This is a genomic window from Paludisphaera rhizosphaerae, from assembly GCF_011065895.1.
Classification (GTDB): domain Bacteria; phylum Planctomycetota; class Planctomycetia; order Isosphaerales; family Isosphaeraceae; genus Paludisphaera; species Paludisphaera rhizosphaerae.
Window position 1 is genome coordinate 169,635 of the sequence record NZ_JAALCR010000014.1, and the last position, 25,820, is coordinate 195,454.

At 67.7% G+C, this 25,820-nt stretch carries 13 protein-coding genes; 8 read left to right on the forward strand and 5 right to left on the reverse strand.

Going from position 1 to position 25,820, the window contains the following annotated elements; genetic code table 11:
- Positions 1–122: 122 nt before the first annotated feature.
- The 3 genes from G5C50_RS19040 (at position 123) to G5C50_RS19050 (ending at position 2,960) form a co-directional block, all read left to right on the forward strand.
- Complete coding sequence (locus G5C50_RS19040) at positions 123–692, forward strand: PepSY-like domain-containing protein (RefSeq protein WP_165071879.1); 570 nt, start codon at positions 123–125, stop codon at positions 690–692.
- 85 nt (positions 693–777) lie between these two features.
- Complete coding sequence (locus G5C50_RS19045; protein WP_165071880.1) at positions 778–1,473, forward strand: response regulator transcription factor; 696 nt, start codon at positions 778–780, stop codon at positions 1,471–1,473.
- Complete coding sequence (locus G5C50_RS19050) at positions 1,470–2,960, forward strand: sensor histidine kinase (RefSeq protein ID WP_165071882.1); 1,491 nt, start codon at positions 1,470–1,472, stop codon at positions 2,958–2,960. The genes G5C50_RS19045 and G5C50_RS19050 overlap by 4 nt, the downstream gene beginning before the upstream one ends.
- Here G5C50_RS19050 and G5C50_RS19055 read toward each other — a convergent pair.
- The 4 genes from G5C50_RS19055 to kdpF are packed head-to-tail and all read right to left on the reverse strand — an operon-like array spanning position 2,899 to position 8,232.
- Positions 2,899–3,960 (reverse strand): potassium-transporting ATPase subunit C, encoded by a 1,062-nt coding sequence (locus tag G5C50_RS19055; RefSeq protein ID WP_165071883.1) that lies wholly within the window; start codon positions 3,958–3,960, stop codon positions 2,899–2,901. The two genes, G5C50_RS19050 and G5C50_RS19055, sit on opposite strands and share 62 nt — an antisense overlap.
- Positions 3,961–4,012: 52 nt before the next feature.
- Positions 4,013–6,205, reverse strand: coding sequence for a potassium-transporting ATPase subunit KdpB (gene kdpB, locus G5C50_RS19060; protein WP_165071885.1), 2,193 nt, complete (start codon positions 6,203–6,205; stop codon positions 4,013–4,015).
- 60 nt (positions 6,206–6,265) lie between these two features.
- The gene (kdpA, locus tag G5C50_RS19065; RefSeq protein WP_165071886.1) at positions 6,266–8,095 is read right to left on the reverse strand and encodes a potassium-transporting ATPase subunit KdpA; all 1,830 of its coding nucleotides are present in this window, start codon (positions 8,093–8,095) and stop codon (positions 6,266–6,268) included.
- Positions 8,096–8,151: 56 nt separating this feature from the next.
- Entirely contained in the window at positions 8,152–8,232 is an 81-nt protein-coding gene (kdpF, locus tag G5C50_RS33285; protein ID WP_165071953.1) for a K(+)-transporting ATPase subunit F, read from the reverse strand.
- A gap of 331 nt (positions 8,233–8,563) precedes the next feature.
- On the opposite strand from kdpF, the gene G5C50_RS19075 reads away from it, so the two are divergent.
- Genes G5C50_RS19075 through G5C50_RS19095 form a run of 5 tightly spaced genes read left to right on the forward strand, consistent with a single transcriptional unit; the run spans position 8,564 to position 14,195 of the window.
- Positions 8,564–9,871, forward strand: a complete 1,308-nt coding sequence (locus G5C50_RS19075) for a sigma-54-dependent transcriptional regulator (protein ID WP_165071888.1) — start codon at positions 8,564–8,566, stop codon at positions 9,869–9,871.
- 17 nt (positions 9,872–9,888) lie between these two features.
- On the forward strand, positions 9,889–11,748 hold the full coding sequence (locus G5C50_RS19080) for a HAMP domain-containing sensor histidine kinase (RefSeq protein WP_165071889.1): 1,860 nt from the start codon (positions 9,889–9,891) through the stop codon (positions 11,746–11,748).
- A complete protein-coding gene (locus tag G5C50_RS19085) occupies positions 11,745–12,881 on the forward strand; it encodes a universal stress protein (protein WP_165071891.1) in 1,137 nt (378 codons plus the stop codon). The genes G5C50_RS19080 and G5C50_RS19085 overlap by 4 nt, the downstream gene beginning before the upstream one ends.
- A 33-nt stretch (positions 12,882–12,914) precedes the next feature.
- Entirely contained in the window at positions 12,915–13,724 is an 810-nt protein-coding gene (locus G5C50_RS19090; protein ID WP_165071892.1) for an SDR family NAD(P)-dependent oxidoreductase, read from the forward strand.
- A 36-nt stretch (positions 13,725–13,760) separates the two neighbouring features.
- A complete protein-coding gene (locus G5C50_RS19095; protein WP_165071894.1) occupies positions 13,761–14,195 on the forward strand; it encodes a hypothetical protein in 435 nt (144 codons plus the stop codon).
- Here G5C50_RS19095 and G5C50_RS19100 read toward each other — a convergent pair.
- A complete protein-coding gene (locus tag G5C50_RS19100; RefSeq protein WP_165071895.1) occupies positions 14,148–25,685 on the reverse strand; it encodes a DUF1583 domain-containing protein in 11,538 nt (3,845 codons plus the stop codon). The two genes, G5C50_RS19095 and G5C50_RS19100, sit on opposite strands and share 48 nt — an antisense overlap.
- Positions 25,686–25,820 lie beyond the last annotated feature (135 nt).

Genomic DNA, 25,820 nt, shown 5'->3' on the forward strand with positions numbered 1-25,820 from the left:
CGTCGGCTCATGGTCCTCTCATCCCGTCGTCCTAGGATGTCACCCGCGTCGAGGGACGGGCCGCCGCAGTGGACGGAGGTCGGGTCGCCTCACGGTCTCAAGGTGCGAAAAGGAGAGTCGACGTGAGATTCGCCGTACTGTCGCTGGGCCTGGTGATCGCCGCGGGGTCGGCCTTCGCCGATGAGGAGTCGATCAAGGTCGAGGATCTGCCGAAGGCCGTTCGCTCCGCCGTCAAGAAGAAGTTCCCTGAAGGGAAGCTGGTCTCCGCCGCCAAGGAGGAGGAAGACGGCAAGACGATCTTTGAAGTCGTCGTCGAGGACGATGATGCGAAGATGGACGTCGCCGTCTCGGCGAAGGGAAAGCTGCTCGAAGTCGAGAAGACCATCGACGCCGCCAAGCTCCCCAGCGAGGTGACCGCGGCCGTCGAGAAGAAGTTCCCCAAGGCCAAGATCAAGAAGGCCGAGAAGGTCGTCAAATACGAGGACGAAGACGACGATGAAGACGAGGATGAAGATGAAGACGATGACGTGGACAAGTTCTTCGAGGTCGTCCTCTCCGTCGAAGGCAAGAAGGACTTCGAGGTGAAGATTTCGCCCAAGGGGAAGATCCTCAAGGACGACGAAGACGACGACCACGAGGAGAAGGAAGAGAAGGGCGACAAGGGCAAGAAGAAGGAGAAGGGCGACGACTGAGCTTCGTCGATGACGAGCGAGGCGACGGCGGCCGTTGGTTTTCAAGCCGGCCGCCGTCGATCGCTGCGCGAGAGCGGGAGGCGCCATGGGGATTCGGGTCCTGGTGGTCGAGGACGATGCGGAGATCGCCGACTTCATCGTCCGCGGGCTTCGCGAGGAGGGATACACGGTGGAGTCGGCCTCCAATGGAGTCGACGGCGGCCACGCGCTGGCGCACGGGCCCTGGGATCTCGTCGTACTCGACTGGTGGCTCCCCGGCGCGGACGGTCTCACCCTGCTCAAACGCTTCCGCCAGGCCGGAAACGTCACGCCCGTCCTCTTCCTGACGGCTCGCGACGCCGTCTCGGACCGGGTCCGCGGCCTCGACGGCGGCGCGGACGACTATCTCTGCAAACCTTTCGATTTCGAGGAGCTGCTGGCCCGCGTCCGAGCCCTCTCGCGACGGCAGGTCGGCGCGGTTTCCAACGTCCTCACGTATGGCGACGTCCACGTCGATTTGACGACCCATCGGGTCGACCGGGCGGGACGACGCCTGGAATTGACGGCCAAGGAATACGCGCTGTTGATCTTCTTCCTCCGACATCCGGACGAAGTTCTCTCCCGCACTCGAATCTACGAGCACGTCTGGGAGGAACGCTACGACGGCGTGTCGAACACGCTCGAATTCCACGTCATGCAGCTTCGCAAGGTGCTGGAAGCTCAGGGAGGGCGGCTGATTCACACTCTCCGAGGGCGGGGTTACACCTTTGGTGCGAACCCCGACGAGGGCGCGGACCGATGAACCTGAAACTCGGAACGCGGCTGACCATCTACTACGTCACGGCCATCGCCGTGGTCCTCGTCGGCTTCTCGATCGCCCTGTACCTGCTGGCCTCCAAGCATCTCAACCGCCAGGCGTACGAACGTCTGGAGGCCGCGCTCAACACACTGTCCGCCGCCGCCGAGATCGAGCCCGACGGCGTGACCTGGGAACCCGAGGAACGCAGCCTGACCTTCGGCCGGCGCACCCTCGAAGGTCCACTCGTCTGGCGAGTCGCCGACGAACGGGGGACGCGGATCGACGGCTCCTCAACGGATGAGCCTGACCGCAAGCTGAGTCGTCTGGGAGTCGACGAGGGAGCCGATCGACGCTTCGCCACCTTTGCCGACGACTCAGGCGCGACGTGGCTGGCGATGAGTCGACGCCTGGGGCGGCCTCCGACCGCCGCCGCGGAGGCGCCGCTGGCTAGTCCGGAGGAGGGTCGCCACGAGGCGCTGATTCTGTCGGTCGCCTCCTCGATGGAAGGCGTGCGATCAAACCTCCGCAATCTGGCGTTGACGCTCGCGGGGCTTTCGCTCGCGGTCTGGACCGTCTGCCTGACGACGGGCCGCCGGCTCTGCCGCGCCGCTCTGCAGCCGTTGACCGACATGGCCGCCGCGGCCGGCGCGATCGAGGGAGACGAGCCGGGACGTCGGTTGCCGATTCCCGCCGCCGACGATGAGCTGGCGGAGCTGGGCCGCACGTTCAACGCGCTCCTCGACCGGCTGGGCGAGTCGCTGGAGCGGCAGCAGCGTTTCACCGGAGACGCCTCACACCAACTCCGGACGCCCCTGACCTCGGTCCAGGGCCAGGTCGATCTGGCCTTGCGCCAGGACCGCTCGCCGGAGGAGTACCGTCGCGTCCTGACGCTCGTCCAGTCGAGAACCCGGCACCTTCGGCAGATCGTCGAGGGCCTGATGTTCCTCAGCCGGGCCGACGCCGAGGCGCGCCGGCCGGCGCTTGAGGAAGTGGCGATCGACGACTGGCTCAAGGCTCACCTCGACGCCTGGCCGGGACGAGGGCGGGTGGAGGTCGTTCATGACGAGGAGCCGTCGTCGACGCCCTGCCTGGTGCATGTTCACGGTCCCCTTCTGGGAGAACTCCTGAACAACCTTCTCGACAACGCCGCGAAGTACGGCCCTCCCGGTTCTCCTATCCAGGTTCGGCTTTCGCGTCGCGACGCGACGGTGGCGATCTCGGTTTCGGACGAAGGGCCGGGGATCGAGCCGGCCGAGATCGCCCGCCTGTTTGAGCCTTTCTACCGAACCGAGTCGGCTCGCCTGAAGGGGGCGCCGGGGGTCGGCCTGGGGTTGTCGGTGGCCGCGAGGATCGCCGCAGTCTTCGGTGGGCGGATCACCGTCGAGAACGCGGCTGGACGCGGGGCGACGTTCACCGTTCATCTACCGATCAGCGAACGGCCGACGTCGGAAATCGTTCGTCCAGAGCCAGATTCAGTTCCAGCACGTTGACGAGCGGCTCGCCGACGAGCCCTGCCAGGGGCGTGAAAGCGTGGGCGCGGACGAGCTTTTCAATCTCAGCGCGAGTCGAGTCGGCCTCACTATCGCTCGGGGCTCGCTTCGCCGCAACGCGGTCGAGCTGGTAGACGGACAGCGCGTTCCTCAGGGTGATGTGCGGGTCGAGGCCCGAGCCGGACGTCGTCACCATGTCGGCGATCACGGGTTCCAGGTCGGCCGCCTTGTCGCGGTTCGCCGGGTCGCTCACCCACAGGTCAAAGAAGTTGGCGTGGACGGCCGGGTCGGAGGCGACAGGCTCGATCCGCTTCACCTTTGTTCCGTCGGTCTGGGCGACCTCCACCACGCCGGGCCACCTGCCGGGATGAACGCGGGCAAAGCTCGCGAAGAACGGGGTGACCAGGTCCTCGGGCTTCGGAGCGTCCGCGTTGGGGTTCGATTTTTTCCAGGCTTCGAGCACCTCGGGGTGTTCATTCGCCCATTGGCGGATGTACTCGCCCTGGAGGCCGTAGGCCTCGCCGGAGAGGTCGGTTCGAGCCCAGTTCACCGGGCCGGTCGACGAAGCCGAGGCCCAGGCCGCTGCGCGATCGGGGACGGCGGCGAACCAGGCGTCGATGTCTTGCTGAGGCGTTCGCGGCTTCGGGCCGGCGCCGGCCGATCGTGAGCCTTGCTTGTAGACGAGGATCGGGCCGATTTGCTGGCAGACGCGATCGCGGAGCTTAGGGTTGTTCGCACCCCAGTTGCTCCCTCCGGACGCCGTCGCATTGTATGAGGCCGCCGACGGCCGGGGCCAGAAATACTCGGGCGCGGTGAAGGGCTGCGCGATCAGCCGGGAGCCCTGTGATCCTGCTCCGCCCTTCCCCTCGATCAGACTCCCCGCGGCGGCGCTCGGGAAGAGCAGGCGTCCCACGCCGAATAACGCCAGCGGGTACAGTCCGCAACATAGAACGACCGTGGCCAGCAGCAAAATCAAACTTGCGCGGATATTGTTCTTCACGACGAACTCCGATGCATTGAACGTGGACGGATACGACCGCTTGGCGCTCTCTTCAAACGACTCCGGGGAGCAGCGACAGAACGACGTCGATCAGCTTGATTCCGATGAAAGGAAGGACCACGCCCCCCAGCCCCCAGACGAGCAGGTTGCGCCGGAGCAGGGCGTCGGCGCCGACAGGGCGGTACCTCACTCCCTTCAGGGCGATCGGGATGAGGCAGGGGATGATGATCGCGTTGAAGATCACCGCCGAGAGGATGGCCGACGTCGGCGACGACAGGCCCATGAAGTCGAGCGCCTTCAACCAGGGGAGTGTCCCGGCGAACAGGGCGGGGACGATGGCGAAGTACTTCGCCAGGTCGTTGGCGATCGAGAACGTCGTCAGGGCTCCGCGAGTCATCAGCAGTTGCTTGCCGATCTCCACGACCTCGATGAGCTTGGTCGGGTCGCTGTCGAGGTCGACCATGTTGCCGGCCTCCTTGGCGGCCTGGGTGCCGCTGTTCATGGCGACCCCCAGGTCGGCCTGCGCCAGGGCGGGGGCGTCGTTGGTGCCGTCTCCCATCATGGCGACGAGCCGGCCGTCGGCCTGTTCCTTGCGGATGTAGGCGAGCTTCGCCTCGGGGGTGGCCTCGGCGATGTAGTCGTCGACGCCCGCCTGCCTGGCGATGCTGCCGGCGGTGAGCGGGTTGTCGCCCGTGACCATGACAGTCCGGATGCCCATCTTGCGGAGCCGTTCGAACCGCTCGCGGATGCCCGGCTTGAGGATGTCCTCCAGGACCACGACGCCGACGATCCGGTTCCCCTCGGCGATCAGGAGCGGAGTCGCCCCCTGGGCGGCGTGAACGTCCACCTGCTCCTTCAACCGCGCCGGAGGCGTGCCGTTGGCGGCCAGGACATACCGGAGCACCGCGTCGGAAGCGCCTTTGCGGATCCTCCGCCCGTCCGGCAGGTCGACGCCGCTCATCCGGGTCTGGGCGGTGAACGGGACGAAGACCGCGCCGGACGGGGGAGCGGCCGCCGATGCGTTGCCTCCGGGCGTGTGGCGATACAGTTCAACGATGCTCTTGCCCTCAGGCGTCTCGTCGGCGGCGCTCGCCAAGGCGGCCAACGCGCCGACCTCCGTCGCGGCCAGGTCGTCCAGTGGCAGGAACTTCGTGGCCTTGCGGTTGCCGATCGTGATGGTCCCCGTCTTGTCCAGCAGCAGCGTGTCGACGTCGCCGGCCACCTCGACGGCCTTGCCGCTCTTGGCGATCAGGTTCGCCCGAAGGGCTCGATCCATTCCCGCGATGCCGATCGCTGCCAGCAGTGCGCCGATGGTCGTCGGGATCAGGCAGACGAGCAGAGCGACCAGGGTCGGCACGTCGCTCCCCAGGCTTTTCAGGCCCGTTGCGCCCAGGTATTCGCCCATGTACGCCTCGGCGTTGGCGGCCATCGGCCAGAGGGCCGCCACGACGATCAGGAAGATCAGCGTGAACGCGGAGAGAACCAGCGATAGCGCGATCTCGTTGGGCGTCCGCTGCCGTGAAGCCCCTTCCACCAGGGCGATCATTCGGTCGAGGAACGACTTCCCGGCCGTCGCCGTCACGCGGACGATGATGCGGTCGGAGAGCACTCGCGTCCCGCCGGTCACGCCGCTGCGGTCGCCTCCCGCTTCGCGAACGACCGGGGCGGACTCGCCGGTGATCGCCGACTCGTCGACGCTGGCCACGCCGGCGACGATCTCGCCGTCTCCGGGGATCGTCTGACCGGCTTCGACGGCGACCAGGTCGCCCTCTTTCAGGTCTGTCGAGGAGACCTCATCGAACTCCGACTCGGGCGCGATGAGCATTGCCGCCGGGTTGAGCCCCCTGGCGGTGAGGCGGAACGCCGGCGTCGAGCGGCGGGTCTTTCGCAGCGAATCCGCCTGGGCCTTGCCGCGGGCCTCGGCGAGAGCCTCGGCGAAGTTGGCGAACAGCACCGTCAACAGCAGCCAGACGTCCAGCGCGAGCAGGTAGCCGAACGTGGCGAGCGTCGAAGCTGGATCGATCAGCTTGTAAACGGTGTAGACGATCGAGAGGGCGGTCCCGACCTCGACCGTGAACATGACCGGGTTCTTCCACATCCGGTCCGGCCGGAGCATGACGACGGCCTGCCAGAGGGCCGCCTTGAGCAGGTCGGGGGCGAACAGGCCCTGGCGACGGCTCAGACGTCGGGCCGTCTTCAACTCGTCGGCCGGTGCTTTCGGGGCCTGGGGGAGCAAAGCAGTCATTGTTTCGTCTCAATCCGAATGGGTTCCAGACGCAGGGAATTCACGTCGTCCTGGTTCGGGTCAACGACCGAAGGGGATCGGCCCCAGGTGGTCGGCGATCGGGCCGAGCGCCAGGGCGGGGAGGAAGAGCAGGGCGCCGAGGAGCAAGACCGTCCCCAGCAGGACGAATCCAAAGGTCGGCGTATCGGTTCGCATGGTCCCCGTCGTGAACGGCGTCCGCCGCTTCCGGGCCAGGCTCGCCGCCAGAGCAAGAGGGGCGATGATCGGGACGAATCGCGAGACCAGCATCACCATGCCCGTCGAGAGGTCCCAGGCTGCGGCATGCGTCGCCGGCGTCGAGAGGTTCCTGGACGCGTCGTTGAAGCCGAACGTGTCCGCAAGTCCCTCGAAACCCGATCCGTTGTTGGCGCTCGCCGAACTGAACTCGTAGAGGATTTCGCTGAATCCGTGGGCGCCGGGGTTGTTCGTCGCCTCTCGACCCCAGCTCATCGCGGCGAAGAGGCCGGTGGGCCCCAGGACCATGATCGGGTGGACGAGCAGCGCCAGCATGGCCAGCTTCATTTCCCGGGCCTCAATCTTCTTTCCCAGGTATTCGGGAGTTCGACCGACCATCAGGCCCGCCAGGAAGACGCCGATGATGAGGTAGACGAGCATGTTCACCAGACCGACTCCCTTGCCACCGAACACGCAGTTCAACTGCATGCCGATCAGGGGGCCGATGCCCGCCAGGGGATTGAGCGAGTCGTGCATGCAATTCACGGCGCCGCAGGAGATCGCCGTGGTGAGGGCGGCGAATGTAGGACCCGCGGAGGGGCCGAACCGCAACTCCTTTCCCTCGGTGTTCCCCAGCCCTTTGGAGTCGATGGGGAGCTTCCCCAGGGCGGGGATGGTTTTTTCAGGGGCCCCCCCGGCGACGATCGTCCGGTCGGCCTGGGACTCGAACGCAGGGTTCGGGACGAAGGAGTCCTGATAAACCGTCCAGCCGATCATGGCCGAGAGCAACGTAAGCATTACCGCGTAGATCACGGCTGACTGTCGCGGTTGCTTGAGCATCACGCCGAACATCACCACGAGCGCGAACGGGAAGATGAGCAGGCCTACGCATTCCAGGACGTTGGTCCAGGCGTTCGGATTCTCGTAAGGGTGAGCCGAGTTCGCTCCGAAGAACCCACCGCCGTTGGTGCCGAGCTGCTTGATCGGTTCGATCGCCGCCACCGGGCCGCGGGCGATCACCTGGGGTTTCGGCGTCCCATTCGTTCCAACCCCCATGACGCCGGCCTGCACGGTCTGGATCTCAGCCGAGGGTTCCAGCGTCATCGGCGTCCCGGCCGCCATGAGCGCCACGCCCATCACGAGCGACGCCGGGACGAAGACGTAGGCGGTCAGGCGCCACATGTCGACGTAGAAGTTCCCCATGTGCGAATCGCCGCGGAGCCCCCGGACGACCGCCGTCAGGGCGCAGAATCCCACGCCCGCCGCGACGAACATGTTCGCCACGATGAAGACCAACTGCGTGAAGTACGACAGGTGCTGCTCGCCCGAGTAGTGTTGCAGGTTCGTGTTCGTCAGAAATGACGCCGCGGTGTTGAAGATCGTCGTCGGCGAAAGCATCCCCTTGCCGTCCGGGAAGACGGAGTCGGTCTGGTTCAGCGGCGCCGCCGGCTGGGCGGCCAACACCAGATAACCGAAGACGAATATTACGGCGTTGAACAGGATCAGCCCGGCCGCGTACTGTTTCCAGGACTGCGGCCCAGTGTCGAGGCGACGTTCGATCCAGGCGAACGGGCCGGCGGGAAGCCGATCGCCGTCCATAATCCTGGCTAACAGCCGCCCCACCGGGACGGAGAGCAGGACCGTAAGGCCGACGATCGAGACAGGCAGAAGCCACATGGGAAATCGCTCGTTTCCAGGGTCGTTGAAGGTCGGATCATCAGGGCGTCCGACGGTCAGAAGTTCTCCGGCCGCAGCAGGGCGGCCAGCAGGTAGGCGAAGAGGAAGGCGGCGACGAGCACGGTCAACCAGATCACGGGGGCTCTCCTTTAAACGTGGTCGCAGGCGTTGATGAACAGGCCCATCAGGGCCATGATCGCGACTCCCAGCAGGAGCGTCGCGGGAATCCAGACGGTCAGGTCCACGGAAGTCTCCTCCCTTTTGAGTTTGGTCCGCGTCGTGCGTACTATCGCAAGGAGGGCGCCGAATCCGGAGCCTGGCGCAACTCACGGCCTCGCCTGCGGATCGGCGAAACGACCCGACGCGGCTCTCTGGCTGAAGTCGTGCAGGACGCCGCAAGCCGTCGTGCGTTTTGCACGATGCAAGCAGCAGGTTTCAGGCGTTTGAAGGGGAGACTGGATCCAAGACATGAATATCCTGGTCATCGACGATGAGACCATTCTCCGGCGTACGATCCGAACGGTGCTGGAGAGCCAGGGGCACGCGGTTGAAGAGGCGGCGACTGGCGCCCAGGCCGTGGACCGTGCGCGAGCCGCTCGGCCCGATCTGGCGCTGCTCGACCTGAGGCTCGGCCGCGAGTCAGGGCTGGACGTTCTGGTCGATCTCGAACGCGCCGCGCCGGGGCTGGCGGTGGTGGTCATCACGGCCTATGCGAGCATCGATACGGCCGTTGAGGCGATGCGCCGCGGCGCCGTCGACTATCTCCCCAAACCGTTCACGCCTCGGGAACTCGCCGATCTCATCGCCCGCTGGGCCGTCCCGCGGGCTTCCGTCGCCCAGACGGCTGAGGCCGTGCTGTCGAGTGAATCTCCCGCGATGCAGCGCGTTCTGGAGACGGCGTTCGCCGTGGCCCCGAGCGACGCTTCCATCCTGCTCCGCGGCGAGAGCGGCACCGGCAAGGGCGTCCTCGCCCGCGCAGTGCATGCGAGGAGTCGTCGCTCGGCCGCACCGTTCGTCACCGTCCATTGTCCTAGCCTCTCGGCCGAGCTGCTGGAGAGCGATCTCTTCGGCCACACCCGGGGCTCATTCACCGGGGCCGTCCGCGACACCGTGGGCAAGGTCGCCGCGGCGGCGGGGGGGACGCTCTTTCTGGACGAGGTCGGCGACCTGCCGCTCCCCCTCCAGCCCAAGCTGCTGCGGCTGGTCCAGGACCGCACCTACGAACGCATCGGCGAGGCGACCTCGCGGACGGCCGACGTTCGAATCATCGCCGCCACCAACCGCGACCTTGAAGCCGAAACCGCCGCCGGACGGTTCCGCGAGGATTTGCTCTATCGCCTGAACGTGATCGAGCTGATCCTGCCCCCGTTGCGGGACCGTCGAGCCGATATCCCGGTTCTGGCCGACCATCTCCTCGCCCAGTTCGCAGGGCGCTTGCAGCGTCCGGTGACGGGATTCACACCCGCCGCACGCGAGGCGATTGCTCGGCATCGATGGCCGGGGAACGTCCGCGAGCTGCAGAACGCGATCGAACGCGGAGTCCTTCTCTGCCGTGGAAACGAGATCGACGTGAGCGATCTGCCTGCCGCGTTGGCGTCGCCCTTGTCGACGCCCGCTCCGCGCGTCGCGGTCGGCGAGGAGATTCCGATCGACGCACTGGAGATCGAGCACATACGCCGCGTGCTGGCGTCCAGCCCGACCCTGGATGACGCGGCTCGCACGCTTGGGATCGATCCCAGCACGCTCTACCGCAAGCGCAAGAAATACGGGCTTTGAGCCTTGGAGTCGCCGCGATGTCGCTGAAGTATCGGCTCTGGCTTTCCTTCGCCCCGCTGCTCTTCCTGTTGGCCCTGCTGGGAACGGGGGCCGTCTATTCTCTGGGGGTCGTGGGAAACCGAATCGACGAAATCCTGCGCGCGAACTACAAGAGCGTGGAGGCGATGCACGGGTTGAACGAGGCCCTCGAACGAATTCACGCCGCCTTCCCCGAGGCGATGGAAGGAATCCCCGGCGCGAGGGGTCGGTACGAGGCTGCGTGGACCTCGTTCTTGAAGGAGTACGATCTGGAGAAGAACAACGTCACCGAGGCGGGAGAAGCCGAGCTGGTTGCTCGGCTGGGCGAGGCGACCGAGCGATATCATCGTCTGGGAGACGAGTTCCTCGCTTCGCCCGCCGGGTTCGACCGGAAGGCCGCCTTCTACGGCGTTGAAGGTCGCACAGGGCCGATTCAGCAGGCGTTCGAAGAGGTCAAGAAGCAGGCGGACGGGATTCGCCGACTGAACCAGGAGAGCATGGAACTGGCCAGCGAGAAGGCCCGGCAGACGGCGGCCGGCGCTCGCCGATGGGCCGGCGCCGGCCTGATCGTCGCGCTTGTCGCGACGGGGATGCTCGCCTGGCGGACGACCCGAACCATCCTGCGTCCGATCGAGGATCTGACGCGTTCCGCCCAGGCCGTCGGCGACGGCCGTTTCGATCAACTCGTCACGGCCGACACTCAGGACGAGGTCGGCGAACTGGTGGCCTCCTTCAATCGCATGACGTCCCAGTTGCGCGACTTCCGCCAATCGCAGGCCACGCGGCTGCAGCGAGCCCAGCAGGCCAGCCAGTCGGCCATCGACGCCTTCCCCGACCCGATCCTCATGATTGAGCCCGGCGGTCGGGTCGACATGGCCAACCCGGCCGCTCGCCAGTTGCTCGGCGTCACTCCCGGCGGTCAGGCCGACCCTCCCTGGCAGCCTCCCGAGAGTCTCCGTGAACCCCTCGCCGACGCGCTTCGCGATCGCGTCCCTTTCTTCTCGCGATCGTTCGATCAAGCTTTGACGTATCGATCGGAGGGAGGAGACAGGGTCTACATTCCGCAGGTCCTGCCGGTTCGCGATCCTCACGGCGGGACCCTCGGCGCGGCCGTCGTGTTCAACGACGTGACCCAGTTTCGGCTTCTCGACGAGTTCAAGAGCGACCTGGTCGCGACCGCCAGCCACGAGTTGAAGACTCCGTTGGCCGGCCTTCAACTGGCCGTCCATCTGTTGCTGGAGGAGGCGGTCGGGCCGATCACCGAGAAGCAAACCGAGCTGCTCATCGACGCCCGCGACAATACGGAGCGACTGCTCAAGATCGTCGAGCACATGCTCTCCCTCGCCCGCCTGGAGAATCGCCGCGAGCCTTTGGCCGTGCGTCCCGAGGACCCCGTCGGCTTGCTCCGGGCGGCCGTTGAACGGGTCCAGCCGAGGGTCGACGGGATGAAGGTGAGCATCGACGTCGGCTCCGCGCCGCTGCCGCCGGTGGCCGCCGATCCCCAGCGCCTGGGACAGGCGCTCGACAACCTGCTGGTCAACGCGGCGAATTACACGGATCTCGGAGGCCGGATCACGCTGTCCGCCCGTTCGGTCGACGACGATCGGGTGGAATTGGCCGTACAGGACACGGGAGTCGGGATCCCACCGGAGTACGTCCCCCACGTGTTCGACAAGTTCTTTCGCATCCCCGATCAGTCGCGATCGCAGGGAACAGGACTGGGCCTGGCGATCGTCAAGGAGATCGTGACCGCCCACGGCGGCGAGGTCGAGTGTGAGAGCGAGCTCGGCCGGGGCTCCACGTTTCGCATCACTCTGCCCGTTTGGAAGCCAGCCGGCGCACTGGAGGCCGCGTTATGAGCGAGATCGACGAGGCCGTCGGTCGTCCCGAGCAGTTTCTGGCGATGATCCGCCGCCAACAGCGCGGGCGGTTGAAGGTGTATCTGGGCTTCGCGCCGGGAGTCGGCAAGACGTATGGGATGCTCCAGGAGGCCCACCGCCTCAAAGCCCAGGGGGTCGACGTCGTCGTCGGCGTGGTCGAGACCCACGGTCGGGCCGAGACCGCGGCCTTGCTCGACGGGTTGGAATTGGTCCCTCGCCGTAAGATCAGCTATCGGGGCATTACCCTCGAAGAGATGGACGTCGACGCGGTTCTGGCTCGGAAGCCGACCGTCGTCCTGGTCGACGAACTCGCCCACACCAACGCCCCGGGAGGCAAGCACGCCAAGCGTTATGAGGACGTCGACGATTTGCTCCGCGCCGGCGTCAACGTCCTGAGCACATTGAACGTCCAGCATCTGGAGAGTCTCTACGACGTCGTCGAGCGGTTCACGGGGACGCGCCAGAAGGAACGAGTTCCCGACTCCGTGCTTCAGCAGGCCGACCAGGTGGTCAACGTCGACCTTTCGGCCGAGGATCTCCAGGAGCGGCTTCGCGTCGGCAAGGTCTATCCAGCGGACCGGGCCGCTCGGGCGCTCGAGGGGTATTTCACAGGCGAGAACCTGGAGCAACTCCGCGAGCTGGCCCTGGAGCATCTAGCCCATATCCTCGACCGTCGCCGTCAGGAGCGGCAGGTGGGTAATTCGGAGCCGAGTGGGTCGGAACGGGTGATGGTTTGCGTCAGCTCCCGGAGCCCGAACGCCTCGCGACTTCTCCGCGCCGGCGCCCGGCTGGCGGATCGTTTGGGGGCTCCGTGGTACGCGGTCTACGTCCAGACGCCCGGCGAGCAGACGGAGAAGATCGACGCGGCCACCCAGCGAAGCGTGGCCGATACACTCAACCAGGCCCGGTTGGCGAACGGCGTCCCCATGCAGTTCCGAGGTAAGGACGTGGCCACGGCCGTCGCGGGTTTCGTCCGCGAGTACGGGATCACCCACGTGGTTGTCGGCCGCAGCCAGCAGCCCTGGTGGAAGACCTGGTTCCGAACCTCCCTCCTCGATCGGATCGTTCGCTCTGTCCCCGAGGCGACCGTCGTGGTGGTCGGGGAGACCTGACGCAGAGGCTTGAGAGCCGAGGAGGCACTCGCCATGGATCTGAATCTGAGAGGTCGAGTCGCGGTAGTCACAGGCGGAGCGAGCGGGATCGGGCGGGCTGTGGCGAGGGCCTTCGCCGCCGAAGGGGCCCACGTGGCGCTCTGGGACCTGAACGACGAGGTCGGCGTCGAATCGAACAGGCTCGGCGCGGAGTTCTCGGCGCCCGTCATGGGAGTTCCCGTCGACGTAGCCGACGAGGCGGCCGTCGACCTCGCCCTGGCGCGGACGGTCGCCGAACTGGGCCCGATCGACCATCTCGTCCACGCCGCGGCGATCGGTTCCGGCAAGTTCGGCTTCCCGTTCACCAACCTTCGCCCGTCCGACTGGGCTCGCGTGCTGAACGTCAACGTGATCGGCATGGCGAACGTCGCCCACGCCCTCGCGCCCGTGATGATCGAGCGCAAGTCAGGCACGATGGTTTTCGTCGCCTCCGTCGCCGGTCAGATCGGCTCGCAGACCGATCCTCCCTACAGCGCGTCCAAGGCGGCCAACATCAACTTCGCCCAGTGTCTGGCGAAGGATCTGGCCTCGCACGGCGTCCGCGTCAACACGGTCTGTCCCGGGATGGTGCAGACCCCGTTGAACCGCTCGGTCTGGCAGGCCTGGCATGACCAGGCCTCCCCGGCCGACCGCCTCTCCTACGACGAATGGTCGGACCGGAAGATCCGCGCAGTCGTGCCGCTCGGCCGCTGGCAAACCGCCGAGGCTGTGGCCGACATGATCGTCTTCCTATCCTCGGATCGAACCGCGCACGTCACCGGCCAGACGATCAACGTCGACGGCGGTTTCGTCATGCACTGGTAGGCCCGAGGCCCAAACGAAGCAACCTCGGACGATGGGATGGTCGTCGAGTTGACCCGGAGGCTCGACGACGCTCTGCGCGCCGGTAATCGACGCGCGCTCCAGAGGTCCGACGCGCTGGGCGCGGCCGCCACCCAGATCGGCCCCGGTGCCCGGGCGGCGGCTGTGGCCCTGCACAGCCAGATGGGCCTGTTGCACGGGAAGGTCACGCCGGTCTCCCGACTCCTCCTCGGCATCGCTCCGACCCGCGGGGCCAGCGCCCAGATCAGCCTGCGGGCCGCGACGCGCCTGGTGCCGAACTACCAACTGATACTCGGCGGGGTGCGTGGCTCCGAGCAGCTCGCGGCGGACGAGGAGGGATGGCGGATCGGAGAGCGCCCCGCCTGGCTCCACGCGTTCGAATTGCGCAGAACGAGGCTGCGGAACTCACGGCTTGGAAGTCGCCGCGCGCCCTCCGATGAGCGGGTCGGGTAGCTGACGCGGCCAGCGCCCGGTATACGAGACGTTCCGTACGCGGGCCTCGCTCTCGTCGGCGAAGTGGAAGAAGCCGAAGGTCCTGCGGTTCGCCGGCTCGATCGCGCGGGAGTAGACCTCGGTTCCGTTCAGGCGGAGGGTCGCCCGATCGCCGGCGATTTCCAGGACGACGCTGTTCCACTGCTTTTCCTTGAGCGGCAGAGACGCCGGGCCCCGGCGGTTCTCGGTCTCGACGGCCGTATTGCCGGGCTCGAGGCCGGTGCGGTCGTACGCGGCGTCGGTCATCCAGTGGACCTTGACGCCGTCGGGATCCAGGAGGAACGCCAGCCGATCGAGGGCCGGCGAGGCCGTCGCCCGGCCGGGGTCGTAGAAGAACTCGTAGGAGATCTCGCCGTCCTCCAGCATCGGCCGATGGTAAGCGAGGAGGCTCTCCTGCTTCGAACCTGGGAACTCGGTGCGGACCCGGCCGACGATCTCGTCGCCTCGCTTCTCCCAATCGGCCGTCGCGCCGGCGGGTTCGTCGTCGTAATAGTCGGCTCGCCAGCCCGTCAGGTCGGGGAGGGCCGAAAGTTTGAGGCGTTCGGGGACGTCCGGTGAACCCGTGATCCTGAGCTTCCTGACGCCGGCCGTGGAGCCCGCACTGGCGTGGACGGCCAGCCAGGGATCGCGTTCGGCGGGGAGGTTGGCCTCGTAGACCTGGCGGTCGTTGATGAAGATCGTCATGCGATTACCCTTCACGACCAGGCGGTAGGCGAACCAGTCGCCGATCCCGGCCAGCGGCGGCTTGACGTCGATCGTCTCGGTGCGCCGGCCTACCAGAAGTCGATACAGGTGGTTCAGGTCGTATTTCGGCGCGATGGCCACCCCGGCGTAAGAGATGCGGGCCTCGCGCCAGCCGAACGAGGTCAACTCGCAGTCGAGCTGGAAGTCGCCGCGCAGCGGGGTCGCCAGGTAGAGGTAGTCGTTGAAGTGCCCGGGCAAATGGGCGAGCTCGGCGTCACGACGGAGCCAGTGGCTCGACGGCGAGCCATTGCCACGCGTCTCGGCCGTGGCGAGGTCGACGGAAGCCCAGGACGAACCTTCGCCCGTCGCGGGCGGGACCCCGGCGTCAAGCGAGGCCAGCAGGGCCAGCGACCGGGTCCCCTTGACGAGGGTTTCCCACCGCGAGGCGCCGGCCTTCTTCTGGGCCCAATCGGCCGCGACGTCCAGCAAGGCCAGGACCGCGGGCGTCGCCTTCTTTCGCTCGGTCGCGAAGGCGGCGGCGGTCAACTCCGGCCAGCGGAGCCATTCGTCGAGATTGGAGGCGTCTCGGAGGGATTCGAGAAGCGGCTTCAACGCCGTCAGGGCGGCCTCGGCCGCCGCGTCGTCGTCGCGAGCGGTCGCGATCATCGCCTGCAAGGCGAGCTTTCCTCGCCGCGCCGCGTCGTCGCCGGCCGGAGCGGCTTCGACCCGATCGGCCAGTTCCGCGAGCTTTCCCGCCTGAGCCGCGGCCTCCACCATCGCCATCGCCGGGGCTCTCAGCTTTCCACCCGCCTCCGCTGGGGACGCTGCGGTCGGGGGGGGATTCGCGGGGGTGGAGTAACCCTGCAGCCGAAAGACCGGGTGGTCGGGCGAGGGGAGAACCCAACCCGCAAGGGCTTGATAGCGAGCCTCGGCGTCGGCCGGCGCGGACGCCAGCACGTCCTCGGCCCCGAGGCTGAAGAGACGCTCGCCGATCACCGCGTGACGGGCGCGGCGTTCAGCTTCGGAGCCGACCTGCGCCGGGCTCCGCAGGGCGAGCGCGTTGCGGTCGGCGTCCGAGAGCGACTCGGGCCATCGGCCCTTGAGGACCACGTCGCGAACCTGCACCGCCGTCCTGTCCTTGTCATGGAAGAGGCCGAACCGACGCCCGGCCGTTGGCTCCAACGGATGCTCGTAGATCGTCCGCCCGTTCAACTCCAGGACGGCGGACGTCTCCTTGATCGTGAGCGTCAGCGCGTTCCAGTCGTTCGGCTTGAGGGGAAGCTCGCCGTCTCCCTGCCGATTCTCCGGCACGTCGACGGCGTTGGCGGCCGACACGCCCGACAGGTCGTTCGGGCCGCTCGTCAGCCAGTGCAGGCGCACGCCCTTCGGCTCCAAGAGGAAGGCGATGCGGCCCAGCGCGGGATGCACCATGACCTGATCGGGCTCGTAATAGAAGGCGTAGCTCAGGACGTCCCCGTCGCGGAGGGGCCGTTCGTAGAACAGGAGGCTCTGGACGGCGTCCTGGGGGAGCGCCGCCGCTCGACCGCTCTCGTCGTAGTATTCAGGGTTTTGAGTGGAGAGTCCCGAGGGGGGAAGCCGCCGGCCGCGAATGACGCCGCCTTCGGCCGACCAGTCGAAGTCGTCGGGATTGGTGGAGGGCCTGGTCCGCCGGATGGAGGCTGTCGCCGCGTCCTCGGCGGCTGCGGGTGTGGGCGTCCGACGGGGCATCCGCGACTCGTTGAAGAAGCGGCTCGACCATCCTTCCAGGCGGTCCTCGGAGGTCAGCTTCACCTCGCGGGGGATCGTCGGATTCCCCGTGAGGACGACGTTGCGCCAGGCGGTGCGCTGGCCGGCGCCCGAGCCCAGGACCAGCCAGGGATTGGTCGGGGTGGGCGGCTTGTCCTCACGCATCAGGTGTCCGTTGACGTAGAGGCGCGTGGACTCCGGAGAGACCTTGTACATCACGCGGTTGAAGTCCTCGGTTCGCACGAACTTCCAGGGACGCCGAGGGTTCTCGGGATCGAGGTTCGGGGATTCGATCGCCGCGTTGGGGTCGGACGTGAGGGCGCCGTAGAGGACCCCGCCGCTGGCCCAGTCTCCTCGGAAGACGTCCATCGACAGTTCGAATTCGCCCGTGAGCGGGTAGTCGAACGCCAGCCGCTCGCCGAGCGCGCTGGCGACCAGGGCCGTGAGATCCTGATGACGAACCCATAAGGCCCGGAAGGAGGCGTTGTTGGTGCTGAAGGCGCTCCAGCCGGGGAGATCCACGACCGTGGAAGCCGTCAAACCCCGAGAGCCCGTCTCCTCGGCGCGGGCCGAGGCCAGCTCGCGCCGGACGATCGAGACGGCCGAGGAATCGGAGTAACGCCGCGCCTGCCCTTCAAGCGCCTCCATCAGCTCAAGGCCGAGGGCCCGCAGCTCGGGTTTGTCGCTCGACCGGGCGGCCCTCATCACTGGGTAGTCGTTCCAGGGGAACGTCCGCCGTTGCTGAAGGCGCATGCGGACGTTAAGGGTTTCGAGCGGCGAGGCGTTTTCGCGAGCGAGTTCGTCGATGCGGGACTTGACGCGACCGGAGACTTCCTCAACCCGCCCGGCCGTGAGGCCGATGAGTCTGTCGAGCGTCTCAGCGTTTTCGACCTTCTGCTCGACGGCGGCGTGCGTCTCTTTGGCCAACTCGTCGAGCTTGCCAGCCTCGGCGGCCGACTCGACCAGCAGGCTCGCCGTGCTCCAGACGTCGTCGCTCGGCGAGGCATGGGGGGCCGGGTTCGCGCGGTTCGTGAAGCGAGCCGGGGGGTGATCGTCTGGGCCAGCGGTCGTCAGGAACCGGACGGACTTCCGCGATTCATTGGGGAGCGTCCAGGCCTTGAGAGCGGCGTATCGGTCGGTGACGGGAAGGCTCGCCATCCCCTGGAGGGTGAGGCGGAGGGCTTCGCCCAGGGGCGGGTCGCCGCCGGAGTAGCTCGGAGAGTCGAAGAACCGGCCGAACTGCTCCAGGGCTCCCGTCCAGTCCCCGGCGCGGGCGGATTCTCCGGCGATGGTCAGCAAGTGCTGCTTGCGCAGGTAGAGGAGGTAGTCGCCGCCGTAGTTGACGCCTCCGGTTCGTTCGACGACGTCGAAGTACGAGAGCAGCAGCTTGCGGCCCGCCTCGACGTCGCCCGCGGCGAACGACTGGCGGGCGAGGGCGAGCATCAGAGGGCCGGCCGGTCCACCAGGCCCCGAGCCTTCATAGGCCTTCAAGCCGGCCTCCACGACCTGACTCGCGGGCTTGCGAGCCGCCGGCCGGTCGAGTGCGGGCAGAGCCGCCAGCACGGCCAGCTCGGCGGTCGTGCGAAGGGGATCGCTCTTCACGCGATCGAGCAGGGCGGCGAGGGCCGTATTCAGGTCGTCGTCGCGGCCGGAGGCGAGCGCGAGTTGCGTCTTCAGTACGAGCGCCGGCGCGGAGGCAAGGGGCTGACGCCCACGAGCCTCGACAACGCGGACGAGGGCGTCGGAACGGCCGGCCCGGACGGCCCAGTCGGCCAGCATTGCGCCGACGCTTCGCGCCCGGAGCGTCCCGCCGGAGCCGAGCGGCTGAGCATAGAGGAACAGGTCGGCCGGCCTCGCCTCCGGGGCGACCGCGCCCAGGAGCGTCTCATAGACCAGTTCGGGCGGGGCCTGGCGTCGCTTCCAGATCGGATCCAGCTCCATCATCCGGGTGACGACCCGACCCGGAACCGGATCCGTGGGCTCCACGGCCGCGCCGTTGCGAACGACGACGCGCTGCCGGCGGGCGTTCGGCGAAGCCTCGACGACCACGGGAGGCCCCCCCTTGAGCGACTCGCGGACGGCCCGGGCGCTCAGCTCGAAGAAGCCCTGGTCTGCGGCGAGCTTCGCCACCTGCATGGCCTGCTCGAAGCGATCCAGGGGAAGGAGCGGCGTCCCGGCAGCCGGCGTGCGAACCGCCGGAGCGCCCGGCGCGCGAGCCCCCGGGGCGGCCGGGACGGGAGGACGCGGGATCGGCAACGAAGCGTCCTGGGCCTGGAAAGACGTGCGGCGAACCGGAACGGCCGCGGGCGCGGGCGCCGCGGCGGGGGGCTGGTTCGGCTGGGGGCCAGCGGGCTTCTTCTTCACATCGCCGATCAGGATCGAGTCGAGCATTCGGCCCAGGGCGGCCTCCGCCGTCGCGCGGTCGCCCCGCCGGAGCGCTTGCTCGCCCTGCTCGCGGAGCATCGCCAGATTCCACGACGGGTCCGCCTGGCGTCGCGCGGCTTCCAGCGCGACCGTGGCGAGCGAGTCCCCGCGCGATCGCCATTCGTCGGACTTCCGACAGGCCCGCGCAACGAGCCAGACGGGGATGAGGCTCATGGCCTCCGCCCGCTGGCGGGCGTTGGCCCGACCGCCGGGCGGGAGCGGCTCCAGGGGCTTCTTCGCCAGAACCTCGTCCAGATGGTCGAGCGCCGTGCGAACGGCCTGGGAGTCGCCGCCGGCCAGGGCGGTCAGCGCGGCGGTCGCGGCGGTCGCGACGTCGTCGGGGGTGGATTTGCGGATCTCCTCCAGCCTCGTGCTCACCTGGCCCAGACGCTTCGGATCGCCGGCCGCCGCCTGGAGCGACTCGTCGAGGAGGCTCCGGATCGCGGCCTTGTCCAGTTCGCGGGGGTAGACCATCACGCCCATCTGGACCCCCGACGTGGACTTGCCGTCGCCCGAGCCCAGGAAGCGTGACACGGCCTGGGCCAGATCCTCGCCCTTCATGCCCGTCAGGGCTTCATCAAGGCTGGTGCGGACGGTCCGAATCAACTCCGACCGCTCCATGTAGTAGTTGGGGGCGTCCGGCGGGATCGCCTCGGCGCCGGCCTGGGCCTCGTTGAGCATCGGGGCCGCGTCGACGGCGAAGCCCAGACGCAGCAACTCCCGACCGATCGCCATCTGGCTGCCGACCCGCATCTGCTGGGCGTAGTCGTCGCCGTAGTTCGACAGGTCCTGCGGCTTCGCCAGCTCGAGCAGGGCCCGCCTTGCGTCGTCCTTGCGGCCGTCCTTCACGTACAGAGCCACCAGCCGTCTGATGGGACTATACTCATATTCGTTCATGATGCTGGAATTGGACGAACGGTCGGTCAGGGCCGACTCGTAAAAGCGGACTGCCAGATCGCGGGTCGGCCCGTACTTCTCAAGCTCGCAGCCGAGAACCTGAGGCGCGTAGCCCGTCGGCGGGGCGTCCTTCGTCTTGTCGAGCACCTCGTTCACAAGGCGCACCGCGTCGTCGAACCGGCCCGCGCGGCAGTCGACCAGGGCCTGGAGGGCCTTTCCGGCCGTCCAGTCGGGATACTTCGCGCGGGCCGCCTCGATCTTGCGGGACAGCTCGTCGAGCCGGTTCTGGGCCGCGGCGAGGTCCAGCAGCCGCGAGACGAGGCTCGTGATCTGGCCCCCGGAACTGAACGAGAGACCCGTCTGAAAGGCCTGCCACTCGCCGTTGTTCGAGCTGACCGTCTGGTCGGGGACGGCGATCTCGCAGGCGTAGTCGTAGATCTCCGGGAGCTTCCAGATCTCCTCGTCGTAGACGTAGTCCATGATGTTCGCGCGATCGGCCGGGAAGGCGGCCCAGGCCTTGCGGAACAGGGGGACGACCCGAGATTTCTGGGCCGGATCGTACGACATGTTCTGGATCATGTTCATAACGGAGCCGTAATTGCCGAAGGAGCGCATGTCGGCCTCCTCCAGCATCTTCGACAGCTCCTCGGACTTGCCCGCGGTCTGGAAGGCGTTCATCACCTGATAATAATTGCGGCCGAAAAGGGCTGGGTCCTTCTGGAACGCGGCCTTGTACTGTTCGACGGCCGCGGCGGCCTGGCCTTCCTGGTAGAGCTGGGTCGCGGTCTGGTAGCGGAGCGAGGCGTCGTCGGGACGCAGCTCGATCACCTTCATCAGCTCGGCGCGGGCGTCGTCGCGCCGATTCGCCGCCTTGTAATAGTCGGCCAGAGTCTGGTGGAGCTGGACCGAGTTGGGGGTCGTCTTGAGTTGGTCCTTGACCCTGCCGATCAACTCGTCGAGCCGACCTGAGCGGGCGAGCACCTGCACGGCCGCGGCGCGGGCCTGTTCAGGGCTCGCCGTGGTCGAGGAAACCGAGTAGCCGTAGGGGTTGGAGCGGGTGGGGAGCGTGCTCCGGAGGATCTGCTGGGCCACCTGGACGGCGGCTTCGTTGTTGCGGTCCTTCTGGTGCTGGAGCATCAGGCCGACGAGCGACGAGGCCTTGTTGCCGGCTCGTCGACGAGCCCGGTTCAGCACCGCCTCGCTCAACTCGCCGAGCCCGAGCTGGCCCATCTGGCCGGCCAGGCGGACTTGCGTGTCGGTGTCGAGCCGGAGGCCGAAGAGGCGCTCGGCGGCGTGGCGGGCGCGTTCCAGGTCGCCCGTCAGGATGGCCAGCCGGAGCGCCTGCTCTTCTTTACGCTGGGTCGTGGCGTTGTCCAGCGGCTTGACGGCGTCGACCACTGTGAGCGCCTCGGCAGGGTCGCCGCGCTGTTCCAGCAGGTCGGCGAGAACGAGCCGCATGTCGGAGTCGGTCTTGGTGTGCTCGACGGCCTTCGAGAATTCGGTGATCGCGGCGTCCTTATCGTCGTCCCACCAGTGAACGTAGCTGAGCGCTAGCCGCGGCAGGACGGCGTCGCCGTCGGATTGGGCCTCGTCGGCGAGTTTGCGGAGATGAGCGGCCAGGTCGCTGGACAGGTCCTGGCGCTTGAACTCGTCGTAGGCCGTTCGGACCACGCCGATCGCCCCCTCGTCGAAATACTCGTTGGCGGTAGGGAAGGAGAACCGCGACGAGGTCTGCGTATTGCCGTTCCAGACCATGACGTAGGAGAGAGAGTTGGCGGTCGAGCGGGGCCGGCCGGGGCGCCGTTGCTGGGCGGCCCGGCGCATTGCCGCGAACTGGTCGTCGAGCAGCCTGAAGGCGTCGGCGGAGTTCTTCTCGCGGAGCCGTAGGGATACGGCGCGGGCCCGGGCCGACGCCGGCGGGGCCATATAGGCGGGCTGTTGGGTCTTGGGCCCGAGGCGCTCGTACTTGTCGGAGAGGGCGCGGATCGTCTCGACGTCGGCTCGCTGACCGGCGAGCGCCAGCGCCATCGACAACTGCTCGGCGTTCTCGGCCGAGGCGACCGTCTCCCGGAAGATGCGATCGCCGTCGGCCTCGCGTTTGGCCCGCTTCAGCTCGGTGGTCACGGCGCCGAGAACGACCGAGTCGACCAGCTCGGGACGCCGGCGGCGGAGGTTCTCGTAGCAAGCGAGGAGGTGTTCCAGCTCGGCCGGGGGGAGGGGCGGCGTGCGGTCGACGTTGTCCTGGCCGACCCTGGAGTAGACCCGCTGGCCGGCCGCCGAGCGCCGATTCGTGACGCCGTACAGGACCGCCCAGAGGGCCGAGGGATCCGTGGGGGTCGCCTTGCTCAGATCAACGGCCGTCTTGTAGGCCTCCGGGTAGTCGAAGCGGATCTGACTGAGCCAGTACCAGTCCCAGAGCGCCGTCGGATCGGCGGGGGTCGCCTCCCTGGCCTTGCGGAAAGCGGCGAGAGTCTCCTCCTCCTTGTGGGTTTTCATGGCCGTGGAGAGGGTCCAGGCCAGGGCGGCCAGACGCGCCTGGCCGAAGTCCTGCGGCGTCCAGGCGTACGACTGCGAGCGCAGGTAGGCGTCGCGGGACTCGACGCTGGTCACGATGCGGATCTGGTAGATCGCGTTGATCCGCTCCTGAAGCGGCGGGACGGTGATGCGTTGGAGCGCCGAGGGCCGGGCGGCCGAGGAGGCTGTCTTGGGATCTCGGCTGCGGGCCTTGGCCACGGCGCCCTTTTCGTCGTCGGCCACGGCGCCCCGGAGATCCATCAGCGTTCGGAAACGGGCGACGGCGTCCTCGGGCCGCTTGAGCGCGACGAGCGCGACGCCCTCTCGGTAAAGCGCCTCCCAGTCTCGCGGATCCTTGCGGAGGAGGCCCTCGACGACCTCCAAGGCGGCCTTGGGCTTGTCGTTGGCGAGGAGGCTGTCGATCGCCGGGAAGACCTTGTCGGGCTGGCTCTTGCCGGCCGCCAGTTTGGACCAGACGGCCTGCGCCTCTTCCATCTCGTTGAGGCGAACGTAGAGTTGGGCCAGCTTGTTCGAGGCGTCGTCGGCGGGGGCCAACTCGACGAGTTGCTTCTGATACTTCGCCGCGCTCTCGAAGTCGCCCTCTTCCTCAGAGAGCTTGACCAACTGCTGGAGCAATCGCGGGTCGCGGGCGTCGGCGGCGAGGAGCCGCTCCAGCTCGGAGCGCGCCTGGCCGAGGTCGCCCGAAGAGGCGTACGCCTGCGCCAGGCACACGGCCAACTCGCGCTGCTGGTCCTGGCGGCGGTTCTCCTGAACGTCGCCTTGAAGCCGGGCGAGCAGGCGGTCGAACTGGTTTCGCTGAAGGTAAAGGTCCGTCAGACGCGGGACGATCCCGAGCTTGGCGTCGAGATCCTCGGCCCGCTCGAAGGCCTTCCAGTAGACCTCGACGGCCTCCTCCGTGCGGAATTGCCCGGCGAGCGTCTCGGCCAGGGCCAGGGTGATCTTCGAATCGTTGGGGTCGATCCGCACGGCGCGGCGGAGGGCGTCAAGCCCCTCGTCGTTGCGCCCGAGCTGGAAGCACAATTCCGAGAGGAATTGATAGTGCTCCGGGTTGCCCGGCGCGGCGGCGATCAGGTCGTGGGCCGCCTTCAGCGCCGCGTCGGCCCGGCCCAGGCGGGCCTCCAGCTTGGCGACGCCCGTCAGGTATTCGGCCCGGTTGCGACGGTCGACGTCGGCCAGCCGGCGATAGGCCTCGGCTGCTCCGCCCAGGTCGCCCGACGATTCGCGCAGGCGGGCGGCGAGCGTCCAGGCCGGGATCGACTTCGGATCGACCTCGACGGCCTTCTCCACGGCCTGGACGGCCTCGGCGGTCTTCGACTCGGCGTCGAGATAACGAGCCAGCCGAGCCCAGAGAGCCGAGACGGCCGCGGGAGCGGCGCCCGCTGCGGCCTTCGCGTCCAGGTCCTTGCGAATCTCCGCCGAGCGATCCGCCAGACGTCCGGCGCCGGCGTCGTTCTTCACCTGGGCTTCGACGGCCGCGACCTTCTCCTCGTCCTTCTCGGCGAAGCGCTCGGCGGCGTCGAGTTGGGCCTTCGCCTCGTCGTAGCGCGACGATTTGTGGAGCAGGTCGGCGAACTTCATCCGCAGGCCGTAGTCGTCGGCGTCCAGGGCCACCGCCTCAGTGAGCGGGGCGACGGCCTCAGACAGATAGCCGAAGCCCGAGAGGACTTCGCCCAGGCGGGTCAGCCCCTTGGAGTTGTGGTTGGGCCCCTCCGCGATCTTCGCCCAGGCGGCCTTGGCCTCGTCCGGCCGCTTCAACGAGTGGAGATATTCGCCCAGGTACTCGTGGTACTGGACGTCGCTCGGGGCCAGTTCGATCGCCTTGCGGTAGAGCGCCAGCGCCTCGTCCACGACGCCGGCCTGCCGGAAGAGGTCGGCGACCTGCGCGGTGACGACGGGGTCCTTGGGACGCGCGGCCAGCATCCGCCGCCAGACCTCTCCCGCGTCCGCCTTACGCTGGGCTTCCGGCTTGGTGGTGTCGTGCAGGAGCAGGGCGCCCCACTCGCGAAGGACGTCGGGATCGTCGGGCTGGGCCTCGTCCATCGCCTTGTACTGCGCGGCGGCCTCGGCGATTTTCTGATCCTGGACGAGTTGGCCGATCAGCGCGAGTCGCAGATCCTTCCGTGAGGGGGCGAGCTTCACGGCCTTCTCGAACCAGATCTGCGAGGCCGACGCCCTCCCCTGCGCGGCCAGCGAACGGCCCAGGCGAACCAGAGCGTCGACGTCTTCGGGGTGCTTCTCGATCCACTTCTCGTAATACGTCGCCAACCCCGCGCGGTCGTCGCCGCGGAGGAAGACTTCCTCGATCTTCTGGCGGGATTCGCGGTAGAGCCAGCTATCGGGGCGAAGCTGCCCGAGGAGCTTCTCGAAGTCGCGGAGAGCCTCGTCGGAACGGCCGAGGCGCACCTTCAAGTCGGCGGCCTGCATGCCGAGCTGGACGCGCCGGAACGGGTCGGTGGTCTTGGCGGCGAGGGCCTCGTATCGCGCCAGGGCCGGGGCGTTCTGGCCCTCCTCGGCCAGGGCCGAGGCGATCTGCTCCTGGACTCGTTGATCGTTGGGGAAGCTCTCTTCGAGCCGCTTCCAGACCTTAAGGGCGTCCTCGGTCTTCTGGGTCCGCTGATAGACGCGGCCGAGGGCCTGGAAGACCTCCAGTAAGTCGTTGCGCGTCGGCTTGCGCGCGATGGCCTGTTCAAAGGCCGCGGCGGCGGCCTCCGGCTGGCCGACCATCAGCAGGGCCTGGCCAAGATAGTACGAGGGGAGCGGGTCGTCGGGGCGCATGGCCTCGGCCTTGCGCAGGGCCTCGACGGACGCCGCGTCGCGGCCGCGCTGGCCTTCGACGAGGCCCAGGATCATCCAGGCGACGCCGTCGTCCGGCTTCGCCGCGACGCGATCGGCGTAGGTCTTGACGAAAGAGTCGAGCGTCCCGCGCTCGACGTGATAGCCGTAGACGCGGTCGAGCGCCGTCCCCTTGCGCGGGGCCTTCTCCAGCAGGGAGAGGAACCGCCGTTGCGTCTCCTCCTGACGTTTCTCCTCGGCGTCCGCCGGGTCGTCGGTCTTCGCGGCGTTGGACCGCGCCGCTTGCTGGGCGAGGGCCTGCGGCGCGAACATCGCCGCGGCGATCATGGGCGGGAGGAGTAGGCGAAGCCGAAGGATGCGGCTCGTCGACATGGTGCGGCCCTCTCCAGGGTGACGGACGACGGGATCGACCCCGCCCGGCGCAGGATAACGGTGTCCTAGAAGACTCGTCAACCAGTTCCGGACATTTGTAAAAAACCTCAAGCGATTCGGATTCTGGTTGAGGAA

Coding starts and splice junctions, on each gene's coding strand:
- G5C50_RS19050 (WP_165071882.1), top strand. CDS start 1,470: ATGAACCTGAAACTCGGAACGCGGCTGACCATCTACTACGTCACGGCC.
- G5C50_RS19075 (WP_165071888.1), top strand. CDS start 8,564: ATGAATATCCTGGTCATCGACGATGAGACCATTCTCCGGCGTACGATC.
- kdpB (WP_165071885.1), bottom strand. CDS start 6,205: ATGACTGCTTTGCTCCCCCAGGCCCCGAAAGCACCGGCCGACGAGTTG.
- G5C50_RS19045 (WP_165071880.1), top strand. CDS start 778: ATGGGGATTCGGGTCCTGGTGGTCGAGGACGATGCGGAGATCGCCGAC.
- G5C50_RS19100 (WP_165071895.1), bottom strand. CDS start 25,685: ATGTCGACGAGCCGCATCCTTCGGCTTCGCCTACTCCTCCCGCCCATG.
- G5C50_RS19095 (WP_165071894.1), top strand. CDS start 13,761: ATGGTCGTCGAGTTGACCCGGAGGCTCGACGACGCTCTGCGCGCCGGT.
- G5C50_RS19085 (WP_165071891.1), top strand. CDS start 11,745: ATGAGCGAGATCGACGAGGCCGTCGGTCGTCCCGAGCAGTTTCTGGCG.
- G5C50_RS19080 (WP_165071889.1), top strand. CDS start 9,889: ATGTCGCTGAAGTATCGGCTCTGGCTTTCCTTCGCCCCGCTGCTCTTC.
- G5C50_RS19090 (WP_165071892.1), top strand. CDS start 12,915: ATGGATCTGAATCTGAGAGGTCGAGTCGCGGTAGTCACAGGCGGAGCG.
- kdpA (WP_165071886.1), bottom strand. CDS start 8,095: ATGTGGCTTCTGCCTGTCTCGATCGTCGGCCTTACGGTCCTGCTCTCC.